The following is a 22,621-nucleotide window of genomic DNA, read 5'->3' on the forward strand; positions in this document are numbered from 1 at the left end:
CTTCGCGAAAATCGAATGAGGCCGACGGCCTTACTTGATCTTGGCTTCCTTGAACTCGACATGCTTGCGCACGACGGGATCATATTTACGCTGCACCATCTTTTCGGTGATGTTGCGCGGATTCTTCTTCGTCACATAGTAGAAGCCCGTGTCGGCCGTGCTGACGAGCTTAATCTTGACGGTTGCTGGCTTCGCCATGTTCTTGTTCCCGAATCGATAAATTGAAAAGGCGGCGCCCCAAGGCCCGCCCCTGATCGGCGGCTCTTTGGCGGGACGAAGCGATTTTGTCAACCCGATCAGCGTGATCGAGATATTTGATCGAACCGCGCTCGCCTTCTGCGCGTTCTTCTCCTGAATAGGAGAAACAAAGGATGATCAAGATGACCGACGCACCCGAAAAACTCGCCACCCCGACCGACCTCAAATCGAACGAGATCAAGGACGTCGCCGAAGGGCTCAATCGCGTGCTGGCCGACAGCTATGCGCTCTATCTCAAGACCAAGAACTTTCACTGGCACGTGTCGGGCCCGCATTTTCGCGACTACCACCTGATGTTCGACGAACAGGCCGCCGCGATCCTCGGCACCACCGATGCGATCGCCGAACGCGTGCGCAAGACCGGCAACACCACCTTGCGCTCGATCGGCGACATTTCGCGCCACCAGACGATCGACGATAACGATGCCGATTTTGTCAGCGCCAAGGATATGCTCAAGGAACTGCGCGACGACAACCTGGCGCTGGTCGAGACGCTGCGCGTGGTGAAGACCGCCGCTGATGACAGCGATGATCATGCGACCTCGGCGCTGGTCGACGAATGGATCGACGCCGCCGAAGAACGCGCATGGTTCCTCTTCGAAAGCGCGCAGAGCGGCTAAGGCCAAAGCCCGCATACTGAACAAAAGAGCGTGCATGGCGGTTATCCTGCCATGCGCGCTTTTTCGCGATTACTGGACGACCTCACTTACACCCGCAGCCGCAATGCGAAGCTGCGGTTGATCGGCGATTACCTCAAATCGGCGCCCGATCCCGATCGCGGATGGGCGCTTGCTGCGCTGACCGGCGAAATGGACATCGCCAGCGTCAAGCCCTCGTTGATCCGCGCGCTTGCCGAGGAGAAGATCGATCCGGTCCTCTACAAGATCAGCCGCGATTTCGTCGGCGATTCAGCCGAAACGCTCAGCCTTCTCTGGGGCCCCGAAGGGCATGACGACGTGCGCCTCGCCGATGCGGTCGAAGCGCTGCAGGCGGCGAGCAGGAGCGATGCGCCGGCGGTCCTCGCTGGCCTGCTCGACCGGCTCGATGCGTCGGGCCGCTACGCGCTCATCAAGCTGGCCACCGGCGCGCTGCGCGTCGGGGTATCGGCGCGATTGGCCAAGCAGGCGCTGGCTGATGCCTTTGGCCTCAAGGTCGAGGACGTCGAGGAAGTCTGGCACGCGCTTGCGCCGCCCTATGACGCGTTGTTCGCCTGGGGCGAGGGGCGCGCCGATCCACCCAATGTTTCCGAGCTCCCTGTCTTCCGCCCCTTCATGCTGGCGCATCCGCTGGAAGACGATGCGAGGATCGACCTCGCCGCTTACGCCGCCGAATGGAAGTGGGATGGCATCCGCGTGCAGCTGGTGCGCGCCGGAGGCGAAACACGGCTCTACAGCCGCACCGGCGACGACATCACGCACAGCTTTCCCGACGTTGCCGAGGCGCTGGAGATCGACGCGGTGCTTGATGGCGAGCTGCTGATACGCGGTGCCGATCAGGGCGGTGAAGCGGGCAGCTTCAACGCGCTGCAGCAACGTCTCGGTCGCAAAATCGTGTCGAAGAAGATTCAGTCCGAAAACCCCGCGTTCGTGCGGCTCTACGACGTCCTGATCGACGGGAAGAAGGACCTGCGCGAACTTGGCTGGGAGCGGCGCCGCGCGCGGCTCGAACAGCTTGTTCCCAAGCTTCCGGGCGACCGTTTCGACCTTTCAAGCGTGATCGATGCAGGCAGCATCGCCCAGCTTGAGGCGCTGCGCGAAGAAGCGCGCCAGACGGGCGTCGAAGGCCTGATGCTCAAGCGGCGCGATTCGGCCTATGTCGCGGGGCGGCGCGTTGGGCTGTGGTACAAATGGAAGCGCGATCCGCTCAATGCCGATTGCGTCATGATGTATGCGCAGCGCGGCTCGGGAAAGCGCTCTTCCTTCTTTTCCGATTATACCTTCGGCTGCTGGACCGAGGACGGTCAGTTGCTGCCCGTCGGTAAGGCCTATTTCGGCTTTACCGACGAGGAACTGAAGTGGCTCGACCGCTTCGTGCGCCGCAATACGATCAACAGATTCGGGCCGGTGCGCGAGGTCGAAAAGACGCTGGTGCTCGAAGTGGCCTTCGATTCGATCCACGCCAGCAAGCGCCACAAGTCGGGGCTCGCCATGCGCTTCCCGCGCATCAGTCGGATCCGTGACGACAAGCCGGCCGAGGAGGCCGACACGATCGCCAACCTGGAAAAACTCGTGAGCTAGGGCCTATTGCCCGGCGGGCTGGGCCTGCTGGGCAAGGCGCTGGAAGCGGCCGAGCCGTTCGCCCATGTGCCGCGCGCATGCCTGCGTAATCGCGCCCAGCGTCTTCCCTGCCATGCCGTCCAGTGCGGCCTGCACCGCCTCGGTGAGCTGCGCATCCTGCTGCGCCAACAGATCGACCCTGGCGGTATAGAACATCGCCATTCCGGTCATCTGCATCCGCGCCTGCGGGTCCTGCTGCTGCGCGGCGCTCTGGTTAAGCGCGACCATGCACTGCACCTCGAACTGCGGGGTGCCAGGCGTCTGGACAGCGGCGGGCGGCGGGGTCTGCGCGGCCTGCGTAAAGGCGGCAAGGCCAAGAAGGATCGACATGCTTTACTCCTGGAATGGAACTGGTTCCGCAGTATCGCTATCAGGCATCGCCCAGCCATGCCAACACTTTGTTTTGTCGAGGCTTTTTAGAGTGGCTTTTCCATCACGATAAATTTGAGATCATTGCGCTTGGGTAGCCCGAAGCGCGGATCGTGCATCGGAAAGGGCCGCGTGTTTCCCGTGTCGACATAGCCCTGCCGCGCATACCAGGCGATCAATTCGTCGCGCTGGCGAATGACCTGGCATTCCATCACCGATGCGCCGAAGGATCGCGCGACATTCTCGCCCGCGGCCAGCAATCGTCGCCCGAGCCCGGCGGCCTGGCGCTGTGGGTCGATGGTCAGCATGCCGAAATAAGCGCGCCCATCGCCCTTGTCGGTAACGAGGATCGAACCGACGAGCGCGTCATTGTCGCGCATGACGAGCATATGCTGCGTCGGATCTTCGAGAATTTCGCCAAGTTCGCGAGCGTCGGTGCGCTGGCCGCCCAACAGGTCGGCTTCGGTGGTCCAACCGGCCTTCGAGCTTTCGCCTCGATAGGCGCTTTCGACCAGCCGATGGAGGCTGTCAATATCGTCGGTCGAGGCGCGTTCGATCTGCATTGCCGAACCCATGACACACAAAAGCCCGCCCGGAAATGCCGGACGGGCCCTTGGTGATTCGCTGTTGAAAGCGCCCTAGCTGGAGGGCTTGAGGTTCACCGCGGCATATTTGCCGCGCTGGTCCACTTCCAGATCGAATTCGAACCGGTCGCCTTCGTTGATCGAAGGGATACCGGCGCGCTCGACCGCGCTGATATGCACGAACGCATCGGGCTGTCCGTCATCGCGCTGGATGAAACCAAAGCCCTTCATGGCGTTGAAGAACTTGACCGTTCCGGTCGCTGTTTCGCCGGTCAGTTCGCGCTTGTTGAAGCCGCCACCGCCAGCGCCAGCGCCAGCGCCGGCACTACCGCCGCGTTCGACCGCCATCGGCTCGCCCTCGATGACCAGGTTGGTCGCCGAAACGCGGCCGCCGCGATCCACCAGCGTGAATTCCAGCGGCTGGCCATCGGCCAGATCGGTCAGGCCGGCTGCTTCGACTGCGCTGATATGGACGAAGACATCTTCGCCGCCATCTTCGCGCACGATAAAGCCGAAGCCCTTCTGCGGATTGAAGAATTTGACCTGGCCTTTGCCTTCGCCAACGACCTGTGGGGGCATGCCGCCACCGCCGCCGCCGCCGCGATAGCCACCGCCACCACCGCCGCCGCCGCGATAGCCACCGCCACCGCCGCCACCGCGGTCCTGGTATCCACCACCGCCGCCGCCATAGCCGCCGCCACGGTCTTGGTAGCCACCGCCACCACCGCCGTAACCGCCGCCGCCGCCGCGATGATTGTCACCGCCGCCACCGCCGCGGTATCCACCGCCGCCGCCGCGATCCTGATATCCCTGATCCTGGTAAGGAGGCGTCTCCTCAAACATAGCGTCGCGCTTGTCGCGACCCCGTCCACCACGGTCGCCCTTGCGCCCTCTATCGTAACCCATGTCGTCCCAACTGTATTCGCCCCCAACTAGTATCGAATGATCCGACCGGGCCGAAGTAACCGGAACATCCATGCGCGAAAGAACGACGCGCACATTCGCATTCATACAGGAAAAGCGTGGCTTATCCTAGCGATTCCTCTTGGGGTGGGCTAAGCGCCGCCTAAGCGAACTTCAGGAGCAGTGCATGGCGGTTCATTTTCACGAGGAAGATCTGCCCGCCGACGTGACCTTCAAAGACGGTCCGATCGCGGTAGATACAGAGGCAATGGGCCTCCATCCGGGGCGTGATCGCCTGTGTCTGGTGCAGCTTTCCGACGGCGGGGCGGACGAGCATCTCGTGCGCTTCGGTCCTGACAGCGATTATGCCGCGCCCAACCTGAAACAGCTGCTGGGCGACCCGAATCGGCTGAAGCTCTATCACTTCGCGCGATTCGATATCGCGATCATGCAGCATTATCTCGGCATTATGGCGGCGCCGCTTTACTGCACCCGCACCGCCAGCCGCCTCGTCCGGACCTATACCGATCGCCACGGCCTCAAGGAGCTGGTGAAAGAGATGCTGGGCGGCGACATCAGCAAGCAGCAGCAGTCGAGCGACTGGGGTGGCCCCGAATTGTCCGACGCGCAGCGCGAATATGCGGCGAGCGACGTGCGCTTCCTGCATCGTTTGAAGGACGAATTCGACAAGCGCCTCGCACGCGAAGGTCGCACCGAACTCGCGCAGGCCTGCTTCGACTTTTTGCCGACCCGCGCTCGCCTCGATCTGGCGGGCTGGGACGAAACCGACATCTTCGCGCACAGCTAGGACAAGGCAGTGAGCCGGCAGGCAGATCGAGAACGCGCGCAAAAAAGAGGCTGGGCCGAACCCGGCGGCCGTTTCGACACGGTCATCAAGTTCGCCAAGATCGCGCTGCCGGCGATGGGCATCCTGCTATTGTTCGCACTGTTGCTGGCACCGCTCGCCAAGGACAGCGAAGTCAGCTTCATCCTCGACAAGGAAGAAGTCGACCAGGCCGATGAACGGCTGCGTGTCGAAAAGGCGCGCTATCGCGGCGAAGACAATAAGGGCCAGCCGTTCGAAATCGTCGCCGATCGCGCCATCCAGGAGACCAGCGCCGAGCAAGTGGTGCAGATCCAGGGCATGTCGGCGGCGCTCATGATGGACAGCGGCGACCTGCGCGTCACGGCGCCGCGCGGGCGTTATGACATCGAGGCCGAGGAGATCCTCGTCGACGGGCCGCTGCGTGTTCGCGGGCCCGATGGCTACCGTCTCGATACGCGCGACGTGCGCATCGATCTCGATACGCGGACTCTGGAAAGCCGGGCCGGCGTCGAAGGCGCGATGCGCTTGGGTCGCTTCGAAGCGGGGCGGCTGGAGGCCGATCTCGATGCCCGCACCGTCACACTTTCGGGCGGCGCACGCTTGAAAATCGAGCAAGGGGCGGTCAGATAAGCAACATGCATGCCAAGATGCTCTTCGCTGTCGCCCTCGTCGGCCTTGCTGCTGCGGCTTCCGCGCAGAACCAGGGGCGCAGCTCGGTGCTTGGCGGGCACGACATCAATGCCCCCGTCAATGTCGCCGCCGACCGCGTCGAAGTGCAGGACCGCAACGATCGCGCGCTATTCGTCGGCAACGTGGTGGTTCGCCAGGGCTCGCTCACGCTGAGCACGGCGCGGCTCCGATTGGCCTATTCGAGCAATGCAGGGCTAGAAATCGACCGGCTCGATGCGTCGGGCGGCGTGACGGTGCGTTCGGGCGACGAGACCGCGCGCTCCGATTTTGCCGTCTACGACCTCGACCGGCGTATCATCACCATGATCGGCGACGTGCGTTTGACCCAGTCGCGCAACACCATCCAGGGGTCGCGCCTCACCATCGACCTTGAAAGCGGTCGTGCCGTGATGGACGGCGGTCCGCGCGGGGTCGAAGGCAGCGGTGGCCGTGTGACCGGCACCTTTACCGTTCCGCAGCGCACAGACTGATGGCCGACGTGGAAAGCGCCGTTCGCACCGACCTCTCCGAAGTGCCCGAAGAGGTCGAAACGCGCGGCCTGAAGGTCGTGTCGATCGCCAAGAGCTATGACAAGAAAGTGGTGCTCAAGGACGTTTCGATGGCCGTCGCGCGCGGCGAAGTCGTCGGCCTCCTCGGCCCCAACGGCGCGGGCAAGACGACCAGTTTCTATTCGGTCATGGGACTGGTTAAGCCCGATGCCGGTCGCATCATCCTCGACGGTAACGATATCACCGGGCTGCCAATGTATCGCCGGGCGATCCTGGGCCTTGGCTACCTGCCGCAGGAAACCTCGATCTTCCGCGGGCTGTCGGTCGAGCAGAATATTCTGTCCGTCCTGGAGATTGCCGAGCCCGACCGCGGCGCGCGCGAACGTCGGCTTGACCAGCTGCTCGACGAATTCGGCCTGACGGGGCTGCGCGATAGCCCCGCGATGGCGCTGTCAGGGGGCGAACGTCGCCGCGCCGAAATTGCCCGGGCACTCGCCGCGAACCCCTCGATCATGCTGCTCGATGAACCGTTTGCCGGCATCGACCCGCTATCCATCAGCGACATTCGCGATCTCATCGTCGAGCTAAAGAGCCGCGATATTGGTGTGCTGATCACCGATCATAATGTCCGCGAGACGCTCGAGATCGTCGACCGCGCTTGCATCATCTATGACGGGCAGGTGCTGTTTCAGGGCACCCCGCAGGATCTCGTCGCCGACCAGGAAGTCCGGCGGCTTTATCTGGGCGAAAGTTTTGCCCTTTAGGACAATCCCATGGGTTTAGGTCCGCGTCTCGATATTCGCCAATCGCAACAGCTGGTCATGACCCAGCAGTTGCAGCAGGCGATCAAGCTGCTCGCATTGTCCAGCCTCGAAGTCGAAACCGTGATCGCCGAGGAGTTGGCCAAGAATCCGCTGCTCGAGGTCGAACGCGACGATCGCGGCGAGGATCGCGCGGATCCCGGCGACGCTGGCGACGAGGCCCCCGATGTCGACGACAGTCTCGATCATTTCGGTGACGGTGACGGCGCGCTCGATTACGACTCCAACGAAGCGGCCTTTGAGACCGACAGCGTCGCCGACCTCCCCATGGCCGAGGCCGGAGAAGCCTTCGATTTCGACCGGCTCGAGTACCGCGCGCATAGTCTCGCCGAACATCTGTCCGATCAGGTCGTCGGTCTTGGCGGCGAAGCAGGAAGGATCGTCGAGGCGATCATCCTTGAGCTGCGCGACACTGGCTATCTGGAAACACCGCTCGAGATCATTGCCATGTCACTTGAGGTTTCCGTCGAAGCGGTCGAGGCGGCGCTGGGCGTGGTGCAGTCGCTCGAACCCGCCGGCGTCGGCGCGCGCGACCTTGCCGAGTGCCTCGCGCTGCAGGCCAAGGCCGCCGATCGCTACGATCCGGCCATGGCGCGCCTCATCGAAAATCTTGGCCTGCTCGCCAAAGGCCGGATGAACGACCTTCGCCGCATTTGCGGGGTGGACGAGGAAGACCTTGCCGACATGGTGCGCGAATTGCGCGGCTACGATCCCAAGCCCGGCTGCATATTTTCGGAGCGGCCCGCCGAGGACATTACGCCTGACGTCTTCGTGCGCGAAACCAAGAAAGGCTGGAGCGTCGAGCTCAATCCCGACGCGCTGCCGCGCGTGCTGGTCAACCGCCAGTATCATGCCGAACTGAAAGCGGGCGCCGAGGACAAGGACAGCAAGGCCTGGCTGGCAGACCATCTCGCCAGCGCCAACTGGCTGGTCAAGGCGCTCGACCAGCGCGCGCAAACGATCGTGAAGACCGTGATGGAAATCGTGAAGCAGCAGGAAGGATTTTTCCGTGAAGGTGTGGGTGCGCTCAAGCCGCTGACCCTGGCGACCGTCGCCGAGGCGATCGACATGCACGAATCCACCGTCAGCCGCGTCACCACGAACAAATATCTGATCTGCGATCGTGGCATGTTCGAGCTGAAATATTTCTTCTCCTCGGGCGTCGCTGCCGCCGATAGCGACGAAGGCGCGTCCGCGGTTGCCGTGAAGGCGGCGATCAAGAAATTGATCGACGAAGAAGACAAGATCCTGTCGGACGATGCGCTTGTGAAAGCACTCAAGGACCAGGGCTACGACCTGGCGCGCCGCACGGTCGCCAAATATCGCGAAGCGATGGGCATCGGCTCGAGCGTTCAGCGTCGCCGGCAGCGCAAGATGGCGGGCGGCTAGAGCCTGATTCTCGCCCAGATGGGCAGGTGATCGCTCGCGGCATGGGCAAGCGCGCTGCGGTGGACGCCATGATCTTCGATATCGATCGCCTCATCGATGAAAATGCGGTCGAGCGAGGCGACGGGTCGGCGGCTGTGGTAGGTCGGCAGCACCGGACATGTGCGAAACCGAGGCAGGAAGGCATCGAGGCAATTCGACCCCGTCGACCATTCGTTGGTATCGCCCATGATGACGGTGGGCATCGGATCGCGTGCCTTGATCGCAGCAATGATCGCCTCGACCTGGCGCAAGCGATACAGCCCGCTGAGATCAAGATGCATGCCGATCGCGCGCACCGGCCCCGCCGCCGTGTCGAGTTCAGCCATCACCGCGCCGCGCGGCTCGAGCGTCGGAAGATCGAGCGCCTGCGCGTGCATGATGTCGATCCCGCGGCGCACCAGCAATGCGTTGCCGTGCCATCCCAGATTGCGCGTATCGAGCCGCTCCAGCAGCGGCCGCGTCAGATCGTGCTCGGGGATAAGATCGAGCAATTTGGGATGGCTTACGTCGAAATCGATCGCCTGCCATTCGCCATGTTTGTCGATCAGGTGGTGCGGCACCGCCGCGCCGCGGGTGCCCACCCGCTTGTCGGCTTCCTGCAGCGCGATGATGTCAGGGCCGATCTCGGACAGCACATCGAGGATACGCTGCGGGTTGCGCTTGCGATCGGTGCCGATCGCCTTGCGAATATTGAAGGAGGTCACGGTAAGCTGCACCGCCTCAATGTAGTCCCGAAAATTCGCAGCGCCAGTCGCGCATACCTATGCAGTCTTGCCGACACGCCAAGGTGGCGGGATAGTTGGGCGGACGGAAGAAAAAGGAAGGACAGCGGATGAACGCAGCGCGGCAACTAATTTCGGGTATTATCGCTGCTACGATTTTGTCGCTGACCGGCGCTTGTGCGCCTACGGAGCCACCGCCTGCCAGCACAGCAGCCGCCCCGACCAAGGTCGCGCACGCCCGCGCCCACTGGCTGACGCCGCACCTCATCGCATGGGAAGGCGAGGGCATGCCAAACTTGCGCGCGGGCGCATCCACGTTCCCGCTCGCTGCGGCGGGCAGCGTCGCGGGCGAGCTTGCCCTCAATTTCCCGCACCTTGCCGGCATGCCGCTGTGGCGCGTCGAGGCCCCGCCGGAAAATGTGCGCGCATTCCTCAAGCAGCCACTGACACTTATGGGAGAGGAAGCGACCGGCATCCAGATCGGCCCCGTTCTCGATGCGCTTTACGCCAACGACCTGCCGTTGGGGGCGCGGCGCAGCGATACCGGGTGGGACATCTCGGTCTGGGCACCCACCGCACGATCGCTCACGCTCCTCCTGTTTGATAGCAGTATGGGCGGTAACGCGACCCGGCTACCCATGAGCGAAAATGCGCAGACCGGCGTGTGGTCAATCTCGGGGCCCGCCGACTGGAACCGCAAATATTATGTCTACGAGGTCGAGGTCTATGTTCCGTCGACAGGGCAGGTCGAACGCAACATCGTCACCGACCCCTATTCGCTCAACTTGGCGCCCGACAGCAAGCGGACGCAAATCATCGATCTCGATGATGCCGACCTTAAGCCCGCCGGCTGGGACGCCTTCGCGCGCGACCTGCCCCAGCATCCCGAAGATCGGTCGATATACGAACTGCACGTGCGCGATTTTTCCAGCGCGGTGCCAGGGCTCAATCCAGCAAAGGCCGGCAAGTATCTCGCCTTCGCGGACCCTGACCTCCCCGGCAGCAGGCATCTGACCGCACTGGCACAGGCCGGGCTCACCGACGTGCACCTTTTGCCGACGAACGACTGCGCCTCCATCCCCGAAGTCGGTGCGGTCGAACCCGACCAGGATGCACTCGCAGCGATGGCACCCGATAGCGAACAGCAGCAGGCGTTGGTCAAGGAAGCGAGCGCGGGCGACGGCTTCAATTGGTGCTACGACCCGCTGCATTATCTGGCGCCCGAAGGTAGCTATGCCAGCACGCCCGATGGCACCGCGCGCATCATCGAATTTCGGCAGATGGTAATGGGATTGAGCGACATGGGGCTCGGCACCGTGCTCGACGTCGTCTTCAACCACACCCCTGCGCACGGGCAGGGCGACAAGTCGGTGCTCGATAAGATCGTGCCCGGCTACTACCAGCGGCTCGACGCCGACGGGAATGTCGCCAATTCCACCTGCTGTTCCAACACCGCGAGCGAGCGGCGGATGATGGAGCGGCTGCTGGTCGAAGGGCTGATGGTGTGGGCGCGCGACTACAAGGTGTCGGGTTTCCGCTTCGACCTGATGGGGCATCACTCCAAGGACAATATTCTCAAGGGCCGCGAGGCACTGCGTACGCTGACGCTTGAGCAGCACGGTGTCGATGGCCGCGATTTGCTGATTTATGGCGAGGGATGGAATTTTGGCGAGGTCGCCGACAACGCCCGGTTCATCCAGGCGACCCAGCGTGAAATGGCGGGCACCGGTATCGGGACATTCAACGACCGCATCCGCGATGCCATTCGCGGCGGCGCTTACAACAGCAAGGCCGAGGAAGCCGTCCGCCGCCAAGGATTTGCCAGCGGCCTGTTCACCGCGCCCAACCGCATGACGTCGAGTGATGATGCGGCCCGCGCGGAAGCCTTGCGGCTGGCCGATCATGTGCGCGCGGGGCTCGCCGGAAGTCTTGCCGACTTCGCATTCGAAAATGCCGATGGGGTGGTCCGCCGCCTTGGCGACATGGACTATAACGGCCAGCCGCTCGGCTATGTCTCCGACCCGCAGGAGACGATCAATTACGCCGCCGCGCACGACAATCCCACGCTGTTCGACAGCAATGTTTGGAAGCTGCCGCTCGACACGTCGAAGGATGATCGCGTCCGCTGGCAAAACCTCGCCAACTCATTGGTCGTTCTGGCGCAGGGCATCCCCTTCATCCACGCCGGCCAAGACCTGCTGCGCACCAAGAGCCTCGATCATAACAGCTATGACAGCGGCGACTGGTTCAACCGCATCGACTTTTCCGGGCAGCACCACTGGTGGGGGCGCGGGCTCGCGCATCGCGCCGACAACGAGGTCGACTGGCCGATCGCCCGCACGCTGCTTTCCGATGATCGCATGGCGATGGAGCCCCAACATATCGCCCGCGCCGCCGCGCACATGCGCGAGATGCTGAAAATTCGTACGCAGACCCGGAACTGGTTCACCATTTCAGATGCGGAATCGATCAACACGCTACTGCGGTTTGGCAATACCGGCCCCGACCAAGTGCCCGGTCTGATCGTCATGTTGCTGGGCGCCGAGGGCGATGAGCGCGTGGTTGTCGTCTTCAACGCGACACGCGCGGCGCAGCAGGTCGATTACACCTCAAGCCAAGCTTTCGCGCTCCACGAGATCCAGCAAAACTCCGACGATCCGATCGTGCGCACCGCGCAGCCCAATGCGGCCGGGTTCAAGGTTCCGGCGCTCACGACCGCAGTGTTTGTCAAAGCCGACTAGACGTCGAGGTTGGCCACGCTCAGCGCGTTGTCCTGGATGAATTCGCGGCGCGGTTCGACGACATCGCCCATCAGGCGAGTAAAGATCTCGTCGGCGACATCAGCCTGGTCGACCTCGACGCGTAAGAGCGAGCGATTGTCGGCGTCGAGCGTGGTTTCCCACAGCTGTTCGGCGTTCATTTCGCCCAGCCCTTTGTAGCGCTGGATCGACAGGCCTTTGCGGCCCGCAGCGAGCACGGCATCGAGCAACTCGGTCGGGCGGGTGATCATGGTCGGCTTCTTGGCTTCGGACTCTTCGCCGTCGGCGCGAATGACCTTCAGCACCGCGGGTGTCTTGTAGGCTTCGACCTCCTCAGCGGCGAGCTTGTGGAGCTTGCGCGCTTCGGCAGAGGTGAGGAAAGCAGCGTTGATGCGGTGCGCATCGGTAACGCCGCGCCACAAGCGACGGATAATGGCATCGCCGTTATCATCGATCTCGCCCGACCACTCCGCTTCGGTATCTTCAAGCCCCGCCCAATTGGCGGTTGCTTCGATCGCGGCGGCGCGTTTCTTGTCGTCAATATTTGGATCGAGCGCACCGTTGAGCGCCAACGCTTCGACCAGCGCGTCGTCATACTTGCGCGGTGCATAACCGATCAGCGTCCGCATACGGCGGGCATGATCGACGAGATGGCGCAATCCTTCGCCCGCATGTTCGCCGTCCGAAGCTTCCAATAACAGGCCGTCGAGGCCTGCATTGACGAGATAGTCATCAAGCGCCGCGTTGTCCTTCAAATAGACCTCGCTGCGACCGCGCGCGACTTTGTAGAGCGGCGGCTGCGCGATGTAGAGATGGCCGTTTTCGACCAACTCAGGCATCTGTCGATAGAAGAAGGTGAGCAGGAGCGTGCGGATATGCGCGCCGTCGACGTCGGCGTCGGTCATGATCACGATCTTGTGGTAGCGTAGCTTCTCAAGGTTGAAGTCCTCGCGCCCGATCCCCGTGCCCAGCGCCTGTATGAGCGTGCCGATCTCCTTCGACGACAGCATGCGGTCAAAACGCGCTCGCTCGACGTTGAGGATCTTGCCCTTCAGCGGGAGGATCGCCTGCGTCTTGCGGTCGCGGCCCTGCTTGGCCGACCCGCCGGCAGAATCGCCCTCGACCAGGAAGAGTTCGGACTTGGCCGGGTCCTTTTCCTGACAGTCGGCGAGCTTGCCCGGCAACGAAGCTACGGTCATGGCGCCCTTACGCGTCATCTCACGCGCCTTGCGTGCGGCCTCGCGCGCCGCCGCGGCATCGATCACCTTCTGAATGATGTCCTTGGCAGGGCCGGGGTTTTCTTCGAGCCATTCGACCAGCTTGTCAGCCATCAGGCTTTCCAGCGGCTGGCGTACTTCGGAGCTGACCAGCTTGTCTTTGGTCTGCGATCCGAACTTGGGGTCGGGCAGCTTGACCGAGACGATCGCGGTCAGACCTTCGCGCATGTCGTCGCCCGTCAGGCTCACCTTCGATTTCTTGAGAAGCCCGGTCTTTTCCGAATAGTTGTTGAGCGTGCGCGTCAATGCCGAGCGGAAGGCGGCGAGGTGCGTGCCGCCGTCGCGCTGCGGAATGTTGTTGGTGAAACACAGCACGTTTTCATAATAGCTGTCGTTCCACTCCAGCGCGACCTCGATCCCTATATCGTCGCGCTGACCCGTGATGGCGATGGGATCCTCGATCAACGCGGTCTTGTTGCGGTCGAGCCATTGCACGAAGGCCGCGATGCCGCCTTCATAGAACATCTCCACTTCCCTGGGTTCGTCATGCCGCTCGTCGGTGATGATGATGCGTACGCCCGAGTTGAGGAATGCCAGCTCGCGGAACCGGTGTTCGAGCCGGTCGAAATCGAATTCGGTGGTCTTGAAGGTGTCACCGCTGGGCAGGAACGTAACCTTGGTACCCTTGCGCCCCTCGGCCTCCCCGACCAAGCGCAGCGATTCCACGGCATTGCCGTGCTCGAAGCGCATCCAATGCTCCTTGCCGTCGCGCCAGATGGTGAGTTCAAGCCATTCGGACAGCGCGTTGACCACCGAGACGCCAACACCGTGCAAGCCGCCCGACACTTTATAGGCGTTATCGTCGCTAGTATTCTCGAACTTACCGCCGGCATGCAGCTGGGTCATGATGACCTCGGCAGCCGACACGCCTTCTTCCTTGTGCATGTCCACCGGAATGCCGCGGCCATTGTCCTCGACGCTCACCGAACCATCGGCATTGAGCGTGATCAGGACGCGGTCGCAGTGGCCCGCCAAAGCCTCGTCGATGGCATTGTCGGAGACCTCGAACACCATGTGATGCAGGCCCGATCCGTCATCGGTATCGCCGATATACATGCCGGGCCGTTTGCGCACCGCATCGAGACCTTTGAGGACCTTGATGCTGTCGGCGCCATATGCGTTTGGTGTCTTTTCGTCTGCCATCGAGATTTCTTAATTTTTCCAGTGAGTTAATCTAGCTTCCGCGCTGCCGGTTTGGCGCGCGTCAAGGCCATTTACATATGGGGATGGGGAAAGCCTTTTTCCATCCCCGGACAATGGCAGAATCTACCTGCAAAACCAAGCATATTACCCCTTTTAGGGGGTAGTGCGGCTCCGCTTGCCCGGTTTAGGCGTTACGGGGTCACAGGGAGATCGAAAACATGCCGCGATGGCGCTTTATCCTGGCCCGAATGGTCGAACGAATCTGGTTCCGCGCTGCGCTCATTGGGTTGCTGTCCGTAGCGCTTGCGCTCGCCGCCGCTTTGCTGGCGCCGCTCATACCCTACAAACTCAGTCTCAGCATCGGGGCCAGCGCGGTCGATGACATTCTCACTATTCTGGCATCCTCGATGCTTGCCGTGACGACTTTCTCGCTCACCGCGATGGTAACCGCCTTTTCCGGTGCGGCGGCGCACATTACGCCGCGCGCTACGAAGTTGCTGATCGAGGACGCGACAGCGCAGAACGCGCTATCGACCTTCCTCGGGGGCTTTCTCTTCGCGATCGTCGGCATCATTGCCCTGTCGACCGGCATTTATGGCGGGCAAGGCCGCGCCATCCTGTTCATCGGAACGATACTCGTCATCGCGGTGATTGTGCTGACCTTGCTCAACTGGATAGGTCGCCTTGGCAATTTCGGGCGCGTCCAGGACGCCATCGAACGCATCGAAGCCAAAGCCATCAGCGCACTCGACCATTATCCGGGACCGCGCGTGATCCTCCATGAAGAGCGCCGCCCCGACGCAGGCACGACCATCGTTACCGCAAACAGGACGGGCTACGTCGCCCATATCGACCGATCGCGATTGAGCGATGCTGCCGCCAAGGCAGGAGTGCAGTTTACGCTTAGCGCGCCGGCGGGCACCTTTGTCGATCCGACACGCCCGCTGGGTTGGTGCGACGGTTCGGTCAATGCGGAACAGCTCGAAAGCATGCGCGATGCGGCGATCATCGAGCCGTCGCGCGATTTCGACCAGGACCCCCGCTTCGGCATGGTGGTGCTGGCCGAAATTGGCAGCCGTGCATTGTCACCGGGAATCAATGATCCCGGCACGGCGATCGCAGTCCTGGGCGCTGGACAGCGTGTTCTCGACAGTTTCTCACAGCTCGAAGTCGACACGGTCGAGCGGGCGTCACATGTCATCGATGCGCCGATCAGCTTCGAGGACATGGTGACCGACCTCATCCTGCCCTTGGCGCGTGATGGTGCCGGCATATTCGAAGTAGGTATCCGTTTGCAGCAAATGCTCGGTGCGCTGGCGCAGCGGATTCCGCGAGCACGCGGCTGGTTACTGGGCTTGGCACAGCAAGCCTTAGAACAGGCACGCGCCGCCATCGAGGACAAACGTGCGCTGGAAAGAGTTGAAGATGCGCACCGCAGCGCCTTTGCCGAAGCGCAGGTGCCGCTGGATGTTGCCGAACGCGCCTAGTTGATCCGGCCCGCAGTGACGGTCAGTCGCGTGGCATTTTCTATTCCGTCGAACAAGGCCGCCTCGGTCGCCGTCATCCATACCTGCCCGTGCCCTTCAAGGCGCGAGAACAAGGCAGCGCGGCGGACGGGATCCAGATGCGCAGCTACTTCATCGAGCAGCAGGACGGGCGGGGAGCCGCGACGTTCTTCGACCAAGGCGGCGTGCGCGAGGAGCAGGCCGATCAGTAGACCTTTCTGCTCTCCGGTTGACGACAAATGGGCTGGCTGCTTCTTCGCGGCGTGTTGGACGGCAAGGTCCTGGCGATGGGGGCCAACCAGCGTGCGCCCGGCAGCGCCATCCCGCGACCGCGAGGCGCGTAGCGCCGCCTTGAGATCGCCGCCATCCCAGCCCGACAGCGCAAGCGACGCGTGCGGAAAATCGTCCTCCGGGCTAGCCGCGATGGCCTCGCCCAGCGCAGCGATGGTGCGCGCGCGTGCCTGACCCAGCGCGTCGCCATGCTCCGCCATGCCGCTCTCCAGCGCGACCAGCCATTCGGGATCTGCATTGTCGGGTTCGGCGAGCAGCTTGTTACGCGCGCGCATCGCCGCTTCGTAGCGCGACACGTGATGGGCATGCGAGGGCTCCAGCGCGAAGACGAGCCGGTCGAGAAAGCGACGCCGCGCCCCTGCACTGTCGGCGAATAGCCGATCCATCGCGGGGGTGAGCCACAACACCGAAAGATAATCGCCCAGCCGGTTGGCGGCCGCCGCCTCGCCCTTGATGCGCACCTTCTTGCGATCGGGCGCGGCGGGCGCGGTCCCGATGCCGATGTCGATGTCCTCCGCGAGGCGCGCAGCGATCGCAAAGCCGCCGTCACCTTGCTGGCGCGCCATGTCGCGCAGCGGCGTGCCACGCAAACCGCGCCCCGGCGCCAGCAGCGATACGGCTTCAAGGATATTGGTCTTGCCCGCCCCATTGTCGCCCGCCAGCAGCACAAAGCCCGGGCCCGGCGTGATCAGCGCGTCGGCATGGTTGCGAAAATCGGTAAGGGCAAGGCGGGTGAGCATAATCGCGCGACCCTAGCTACCGGCTCGCTCTTCCACCATCCTCTCGAGTAGTTGGCCAATGCGTTTCTTTTCCGGGCTTTTCTGGAAATCTGCGATGACATCGTAAAGCGCCTCCGTCTGGGCTTGGCCAACAGCCAACAAAGGCCCCTCTAGCCGCTTCTCGAATTCCACCACTTCGGCTTGCTGCTCGGGCGTCAACTCATTTGCCGCTTGCATTCCGGCACGTACGTTAGCCGCTTGAAGGTCATTCAGACTTGCAGCCCCGCTCTGCTCGAGCTGCTCATTAAGATCGATCTTTCCAAAAAAGATCTGGCCGGTCTCTGACTTGATGAAATCAAGAAATTCAGCCCGTTGCTCGGCGGTCATATTGTCATCGAAAGTGCGCATTATGCGAGCAGACATGGCCGGTTCTTCTTTTTGATAATAGTGTCTTACCATACCTTTCGAACGCGATAGAAATTCGTCCACGATACCTGGATATTGCGCTTCAAGTTGCCGCGCTTGCACCGTGTTGCGAAAGCCGACTGCAAATCCCTCGACTGCTTCTTCTATAAACTTGCCGTCGTTGATTTCTTCGAAGATTGCCCGCGCTTCCGAGGAGATCTCTTCGGTACGTTCGGCCTCAATCTCGTTAAGCGAAGCTGTATCGTTGCCACAACCGACGAGCGCCAGCGTCAAGGCGCCGCCAATCAACAAGATGTGTGTTCGAATGATTCCGCGGCTCACACCCGCATCGGCATCAGGACGTAAAGCGCCTGGCTCGAATCATTTTCGCGCAGCAGCGTCGGGGCTGCAGCGTCGGCGAGGTGGACTTCGACCGTGTCACCTTCGATCTCGTGGAGGATGTCCATGAGATAGCGGGCGTTGAAACCGATCTCCATGCCATCATTCGAATAGTCAGCCGGGACTTCCTCGACGGCAAGGCCGTTTTCGGGGCTCGAGACCGACAGGGTCACCTTGTCATTATCGACCGCCATCTTGACCGCGCGGGTCTTTTCGCTGGCGATGGTGGCGACGCGGTCAACGCCCGCCATGAAGCTCTTGGGGTCGATCTTCAAAAGCTTGTCGTTCGCAGTCGGGATGACGCGGTTGTAATCGGGGAAGGTACCGTCGATCAGCTTGCTGGTGAGCACCGCCGCGCCAAGCCCGAAGCGGACCTTGGTGTCGGATAGCGAGACCTCGACCGTGCCTTCGACCTCGTCGAGCAGCTTGCGCAATTCGCCGACGCATTTCTTGGGCACGATGATATCGGGCATGCCGTCCGAGCCTTCGGGCTTGTCGATGGTGACGCGGGCAAGACGGTGGCCGTCGGTCGCCGCGGCCTTCATAGCGTCGCCATCGACGTGGAAGAAAATGCCCATGAGGTAATAGCGCGTCTCTTCGCTCGAAATGGCGAAGCGAGTCTTGTCGATCACCTGGCGCAGCGTGGCGGCGGGCAATTCGAAACGGGTCGGCAGGTCGCCTTCGGCGATGACCGGGAAATCATCGCGCGGCAGCGTCTGCAAGTTAAAGCGCGCGCGGCCGGCATTGACCTGCATCTTGCCATCGGCGGCTTCGAGGCTGACCTGCGCGCCTTCGGGAAGCTTGCGCACGATATCGAAAAAAGTGTGCGCGGGAACGGTGGTCGCGCCGGCCTGGCTGACATCCGCCTCGACGCGCTCATCGACCTGGAGATCGAGGTCAGTCGCCATGAGACGGAGCGAGCCGTCATCACCCGCTTCGAGCAGCACGTTCGAGAGGATCGGAATGGTGTTACGACGTTCGACCACGGATTGGACATGGCCGAGGCTCTTGAGGAGTACCGCCCGTTCGATTGTGGCTTTCATTGCGCTTCACGCCCCCGAAAAAATGTTGTGTTCGGGTCTCGTTATAACGCGCGTGGGCGCGAGGGCTAGTGCCAAACAGCCGCTATTTCTCGAGTGATTTGCGTTCCGAGCCCAAGCGTGCGGCGATTGCTTCGATCGTCGCCGATACATCCGCTTCGAGTGTGGCCAGCAAGGCCTCCGCACCATCGCGCTCTCGCGCTGCCTCGATCGAAGCGGCGCGTTCGGCAACGCGGCCCGCGCCGGCGTTTGCAGCCGCTCCCTTAAGCGCATGCGCTTCGCGGCGCAGGGCTTCCATATCACCCGATTTCATGTGTGCCGCCAACGCTGCAGGTGTGCATTCGAGCTGTCCGCGCAAAAGGTCGAGCAGGGCATCGAGGCGTTCGGCGCCCAGGGTAGACGAAATTGCCGCCAGTCGGTCATCGTCCAGCAATGGCGTCGAGGATTGCTCGCTGTCCCCGCTGCCGCACTGTGCTGCGATCGCCGCCAGTTGGTCGGCCAGCGCTTCCTGGTCGATCGGCTTGGTAAGAAACGCGCTGAGCCCCGCGCCGTCGTAGAATCTCCGCCGTTCGGGCGAGGCGTCGGCCGTCAACGCGATGATCGGGATGCTGGCATTGGGTCCGCCGCCGGCACGGATCTGGCGCGTCGCTGCAAGCCCGTCCAGCTCGGGCATCTGCATGTCCATGATGATCGCATCGAACGGCTCGGCAGCGGCCCGTTCCACCGCCAGACGGCCATTGTCGACCGCCCGCATATCATGCCCAAGCTGCGACAGGATCGCGCTTAGCAGCATCTGGTTGACCGGATTGTCTTCCGCAACGAGAAGTTTGAGCCCGACATTCTGCCCGTCGGACTGCGCCTTCGACGCCAGGACCGGCACGTCGATATCCCCGATGACCGGCTCACTCCCCTGTTCCAGCAAGATTTCGAACGAGAAGGTGGCGCCTCGTCCGGGCTGGCTATCGACCTTCATCCGGCCGCCCATGGCTTCGACCAGGCGGCGGCTAATCGCCAGCCCCAGACCGGTTCCACCAAAGCGGCGCGAGGTAGTAATATCGGCCTGGGTAAAGGGCTGAAAAAGATGCTCGCGTTCTTCAGGCGCAATTCCGATCCCGGTATCGCTAACCGCAACGCGCCAACGCCAGCGATCCTGGTCAGGCGACGCCGAGAAGCGAATGACCACTTCGCCCTCGTCGGTAAACTTCACGGCATTCGAAAGAAGGTTCGAAAGGATCTGCTGCAGGCGTACCGGGTCGCCGCGGACAGGCTGGAGATTGCCCATGTCGCCTTCTACCCGGAGCACCAGTCCCTTCGCCGATGCCGAGCGGTCGAACAATTGCTTGGTTTCAGCGATCAATTGCTCGAACCGGAAATCGCGCTGTTCGAACGACATGCGACCGCTCTCGATCTTGGAGAAATCGAGAATATCGTCGAGCACGGCCATCAGCAGGTCGGCAGACCGTTTGAGGGTGCCAAGATAGCGATCGCGTTCCTCGTCGGTCGGTTGCAGCCGTAGCAGGTCGATCATTCCGAGCACGCCGGTCATCGGTGTTCGTATCTCGTGGCTCATCGTTGCGAGAAAGGCTGATTTTGAAGCCGCAGCCTTATTGGCGCGATCGCGGGCGGCAACCAGCTCGGCCTGCGCCCGGACTTCGAGCGTCACATCGCGCACCACGCCGAACAGGCCCCCGACCTTGCCGCTGCGGTCGCGTTCGGCCTGCACCATCAGCCTGAAGTGACGCAGCTGGCCATCGATCGTGCGCACGCGCGCGCCGCATTCGCTCGGCCTGCCGGCGGAACGCGCCCGGCCGATGGTCGCCAAGGTCAGGCGCCGGTCGCTGACGCTGAGCATCCGCAGCAATTCGCGCGGCCCCAGCGCCGTGTCGCGATCGACCCCGATCATCGCGGCAAGTTGGCGCGAATGCCGAAAGCCCATACTGTCGGTGTCCAAGCGCCAGTGGCCAACTTGTGACAATCCTTCCGCAAGCCGCAAGAGGCGATTGGATTCGCCAAGCTTCTCGGCGGACTCGAGAACCTGCTGCTCGGTTTCGTGGCGTTGCTGGATATCGCGCAGGGTCGCGACGACTTCCGCAGGCGCCCCGGTCTCAGCATCGCTCACCAATTGGGTCGAGGCCTCGACCCAGCGATAGTCGCCGCTCTTGGTACGAAGGCGAAAACTCAGTTCGGGCGGCGGGGCGCCGGCCAGCACTTCGGCGAAATGACGCGCGAACAGGTCGCGGTCCTGTTCGTGGATCTTGAGCGAAAGCGGTTTGCCGATGAGTTCGACGGGGTCAAAACCGAGAACCGAGCGCGATGCGCTGGAGACGTAGAGCGGCACCTGGTCGAGCCCGATGCGAAAGACGATGTCGCGCGCATGCTCGGTAACCAGGCGGTAAAGCCCCTCGCTCTCCTCGAGCGCGACTGCATCCGCCTTGCGGCTCGAGATGTCCGACATTTTCACGACATAGCCGACTATCTCGTCCTGCTCGCTCATGCTGCTGAACGATATTTCCATCCAGGCATCGGGGTTCGCAGCGCAGCGCACTTCGAGAGGCTCGCCGCGTTCGCCCCGTCGGACGCGCGCCCACAAGGCCTGGGCTCGCAAGCGGTGATCGCTGTGGATGGCTTCCAACCAGCCGGCATCGCGGCTTTCTTCGAGTGATCGACCGGTCAGCTTTTCCCAATGCTGGTTGGCCCAATGCGGCTGACCTTCGCTGTCGAGATGAAGGATGCCCGATCGGATGGATTCGGCGATACCGCGAAATTTGCGATCGCTATCCGCATAGGCAGCATCGAGCCGGTCGCGATCGCGCGCCAGCGCGCGCACCGGCAGGACAAGAAAGATCAGCGACGCCATGTAAGCCTGGAAGATGCGGCCCTCGACCAAAAGGTCTTGCGTAATGGCGATGATCGGACCCGTCCCGTTGATCGTCATCCCCAGGGCTATCATGCAACCACCCAGGAGCGACATCATGGCGGCTGACAAGGGCAGTCGCACGGCCGTGATGAGAAGAAGCGGCCCGAGCACGAACAGCATGGCCACGATGTCGGTCATGAACGCAATCGCGGTCGCCGCCCAAAACAGGAGAACGGCGCCGACACGCTGGACGACATGGCCCGACGCATTGCGCCGGCGGGGCGTCGCTTCGTGTTCGCCCAAGCCCCACCGGCTCCAATGGCCGAACGACAAGAGCAACGGTGCGATGGTCAGCATGCCGAGCAGGTCTGGCACCCACCAGTCAATCGCACTTGTCAGGAAAGGGCGTCCCATGATCCCGGCCAGCATCGCGGCAGCCAGAAGAGACGCGACAACGGTGCCGATCAGGGCGGCCAGAAAGAAGCGGATGATGATCTTGGGATCGTCAAACGTATCGTGGCGGGCAAACACGGGACGCAGCAGCGCCGCGACCACGCCGCTTTCGGTCATGTTGGCAAGCCCGAGGGCAAATGCCGCGGCTGGCGGGGTGCCCGACAGGACGTTTGCCGTCCCGGTGCCGATCCAGACGGCGGGCAGCAAAAACGCCCAGTAGGAACGGGGGCTGCGCAACAGCAACGCCACGGCAACAGCGTTGGAAAGCCACACCGTGGCCAGCGGGCCGGCTTTGGCGAAGATGTATTGCACCAGCCACGCCAGCACGCCGCACAGCAGCGCTAGTACGATGGCGAGCGCCGCCGCGCGCGTTGCATCGCGCCACTTCGATTGCAGACCGATTTCCAC

The 22,621-nt window shown here is 62.6% G+C and carries 19 protein-coding genes; 9 read left to right on the forward strand and 10 right to left on the reverse strand.

Features of this window, described 5'->3' with window-relative positions; translation table 11 throughout:
- Window positions 1–30 precede the first annotated feature (30 nt).
- Window positions 31–198, reverse strand: a complete 168-nt coding sequence (rpmG, locus tag NUX07_RS00800) for a 50S ribosomal protein L33 (RefSeq protein ID WP_265528114.1) — start codon at window positions 196–198, stop codon at window positions 31–33.
- 173 nt (window positions 199–371) lie between these two features.
- Here rpmG and NUX07_RS00805 point away from each other — a divergent pair, with 173 nt between their 5' ends.
- Window positions 372–878, forward strand: coding sequence for a Dps family protein (locus tag NUX07_RS00805; RefSeq protein WP_407696133.1), 507 nt, complete (start codon window positions 372–374; stop codon window positions 876–878).
- Between the two features lie 51 nt (window positions 879–929).
- Window positions 930–2,495: a cisplatin damage response ATP-dependent DNA ligase gene (locus NUX07_RS00810; RefSeq protein WP_265528115.1), complete on the forward strand. Its 1,566-nt coding sequence runs from the start codon at window positions 930–932 to the stop codon at window positions 2,493–2,495.
- Window positions 2,496–2,498: 3 nt separating this feature from the next.
- On the opposite strand, the gene NUX07_RS00815 is transcribed toward NUX07_RS00810, so the two are convergent.
- The 3 genes from NUX07_RS00815 to NUX07_RS11430 form a co-directional block, all read right to left on the reverse strand.
- Window positions 2,499–2,864 (reverse strand): hypothetical protein, encoded by a 366-nt coding sequence (locus NUX07_RS00815; protein ID WP_265528116.1) that lies wholly within the window; start codon window positions 2,862–2,864, stop codon window positions 2,499–2,501.
- A gap of 86 nt (window positions 2,865–2,950) precedes the next feature.
- Window positions 2,951–3,466 carry a GNAT family N-acetyltransferase gene (locus NUX07_RS00820; protein ID WP_265528117.1) on the reverse strand — a complete coding sequence of 172 codons (516 nt, stop codon included), beginning with the start codon at window positions 3,464–3,466 and terminating at the stop codon, window positions 2,951–2,953.
- A 75-nt stretch (window positions 3,467–3,541) separates the two neighbouring features.
- On the reverse strand, window positions 3,542–4,393 hold the full coding sequence (locus tag NUX07_RS11430; protein WP_322597171.1) for a cold-shock protein: 852 nt from the start codon (window positions 4,391–4,393) through the stop codon (window positions 3,542–3,544).
- A 184-nt stretch (window positions 4,394–4,577) separates the two neighbouring features.
- Here NUX07_RS11430 and NUX07_RS00835 point away from each other — a divergent pair, with 184 nt between their 5' ends.
- Genes NUX07_RS00835 through rpoN form a run of 5 tightly spaced genes read left to right on the forward strand, consistent with a single transcriptional unit; the run spans window position 4,578 to window position 8,604 of the window.
- Window positions 4,578–5,198, forward strand: a complete 621-nt coding sequence (locus tag NUX07_RS00835) for a ribonuclease D (RefSeq protein WP_265528118.1) — start codon at window positions 4,578–4,580, stop codon at window positions 5,196–5,198.
- A 9-nt stretch (window positions 5,199–5,207) separates the two neighbouring features.
- A complete protein-coding gene (gene lptC, locus NUX07_RS00840) occupies window positions 5,208–5,846 on the forward strand; it encodes an LPS export ABC transporter periplasmic protein LptC (RefSeq protein WP_265528119.1) in 639 nt (212 codons plus the stop codon).
- 5 nt (window positions 5,847–5,851) lie between these two features.
- Complete coding sequence (locus NUX07_RS00845; RefSeq protein ID WP_265528120.1) at window positions 5,852–6,376, forward strand: LptA/OstA family protein; 525 nt, start codon at window positions 5,852–5,854, stop codon at window positions 6,374–6,376.
- Window positions 6,376–7,158, forward strand: coding sequence for an LPS export ABC transporter ATP-binding protein (gene lptB, locus NUX07_RS00850; RefSeq protein WP_265528121.1), 783 nt, complete (start codon window positions 6,376–6,378; stop codon window positions 7,156–7,158). The genes NUX07_RS00845 and lptB overlap by 1 nt, the downstream gene beginning before the upstream one ends.
- Before the next feature lie 9 nt (window positions 7,159–7,167).
- On the forward strand, window positions 7,168–8,604 hold the full coding sequence (rpoN, locus tag NUX07_RS00855; RefSeq protein WP_265528122.1) for an RNA polymerase factor sigma-54: 1,437 nt from the start codon (window positions 7,168–7,170) through the stop codon (window positions 8,602–8,604).
- On the opposite strand, the gene NUX07_RS00860 is transcribed toward rpoN, so the two are convergent.
- Complete coding sequence (locus NUX07_RS00860) at window positions 8,601–9,359, reverse strand: endonuclease/exonuclease/phosphatase family protein (protein ID WP_265528123.1); 759 nt, start codon at window positions 9,357–9,359, stop codon at window positions 8,601–8,603. The two genes, rpoN and NUX07_RS00860, sit on opposite strands and share 4 nt — an antisense overlap.
- A 116-nt stretch (window positions 9,360–9,475) precedes the next feature.
- Here NUX07_RS00860 and pulA point away from each other — a divergent pair, with 116 nt between their 5' ends.
- Window positions 9,476–12,106 carry a pullulanase-type alpha-1,6-glucosidase gene (gene pulA / locus NUX07_RS00865; protein ID WP_265528124.1) on the forward strand — a complete coding sequence of 877 codons (2,631 nt, stop codon included), beginning with the start codon at window positions 9,476–9,478 and terminating at the stop codon, window positions 12,104–12,106.
- On the opposite strand, the gene gyrB is transcribed toward pulA, so the two are convergent.
- Window positions 12,103–14,544, reverse strand: coding sequence for a DNA topoisomerase (ATP-hydrolyzing) subunit B (gyrB, locus tag NUX07_RS00870; protein WP_265528125.1), 2,442 nt, complete (start codon window positions 14,542–14,544; stop codon window positions 12,103–12,105). The genes pulA and gyrB overlap by 4 nt on opposite strands.
- A gap of 218 nt (window positions 14,545–14,762) precedes the next feature.
- On the opposite strand from gyrB, the gene NUX07_RS00875 reads away from it, so the two are divergent.
- Entirely contained in the window at window positions 14,763–16,031 is a 1,269-nt protein-coding gene (locus NUX07_RS00875) for a DUF2254 domain-containing protein (RefSeq protein ID WP_265528126.1), read from the forward strand.
- Here the strand turns inward: NUX07_RS00875 and recF are convergent.
- The 4 genes from recF to NUX07_RS00895 all read right to left on the reverse strand — a co-directional run bounded on the left by recF (window position 16,028) and on the right by NUX07_RS00895 (window position 22,621).
- The gene (recF, locus tag NUX07_RS00880; RefSeq protein WP_265528127.1) at window positions 16,028–17,080 is read right to left on the reverse strand and encodes a DNA replication/repair protein RecF; all 1,053 of its coding nucleotides are present in this window, start codon (window positions 17,078–17,080) and stop codon (window positions 16,028–16,030) included. The two genes, NUX07_RS00875 and recF, sit on opposite strands and share 4 nt — an antisense overlap.
- Window positions 17,081–17,092: 12 nt before the next feature.
- Window positions 17,093–17,758 carry a hypothetical protein gene (locus NUX07_RS00885; RefSeq protein WP_265528128.1) on the reverse strand — a complete coding sequence of 222 codons (666 nt, stop codon included), beginning with the start codon at window positions 17,756–17,758 and terminating at the stop codon, window positions 17,093–17,095.
- 44 nt (window positions 17,759–17,802) lie between these two features.
- Complete coding sequence (dnaN, locus tag NUX07_RS00890) at window positions 17,803–18,906, reverse strand: DNA polymerase III subunit beta (RefSeq protein ID WP_265528129.1); 1,104 nt, start codon at window positions 18,904–18,906, stop codon at window positions 17,803–17,805.
- 82 nt (window positions 18,907–18,988) lie between these two features.
- Window positions 18,989–22,621 (reverse strand): PAS domain S-box protein, encoded by a 3,633-nt coding sequence (locus tag NUX07_RS00895; protein WP_265528130.1) that lies wholly within the window; start codon window positions 22,619–22,621, stop codon window positions 18,989–18,991.

Origin of the sequence: Sphingomicrobium marinum (assembly GCF_026157105.1) — a bacterium.
Classification (GTDB): Bacteria; Pseudomonadota; Alphaproteobacteria; order Sphingomonadales; family Sphingomonadaceae; genus Sphingomicrobium; species Sphingomicrobium marinum.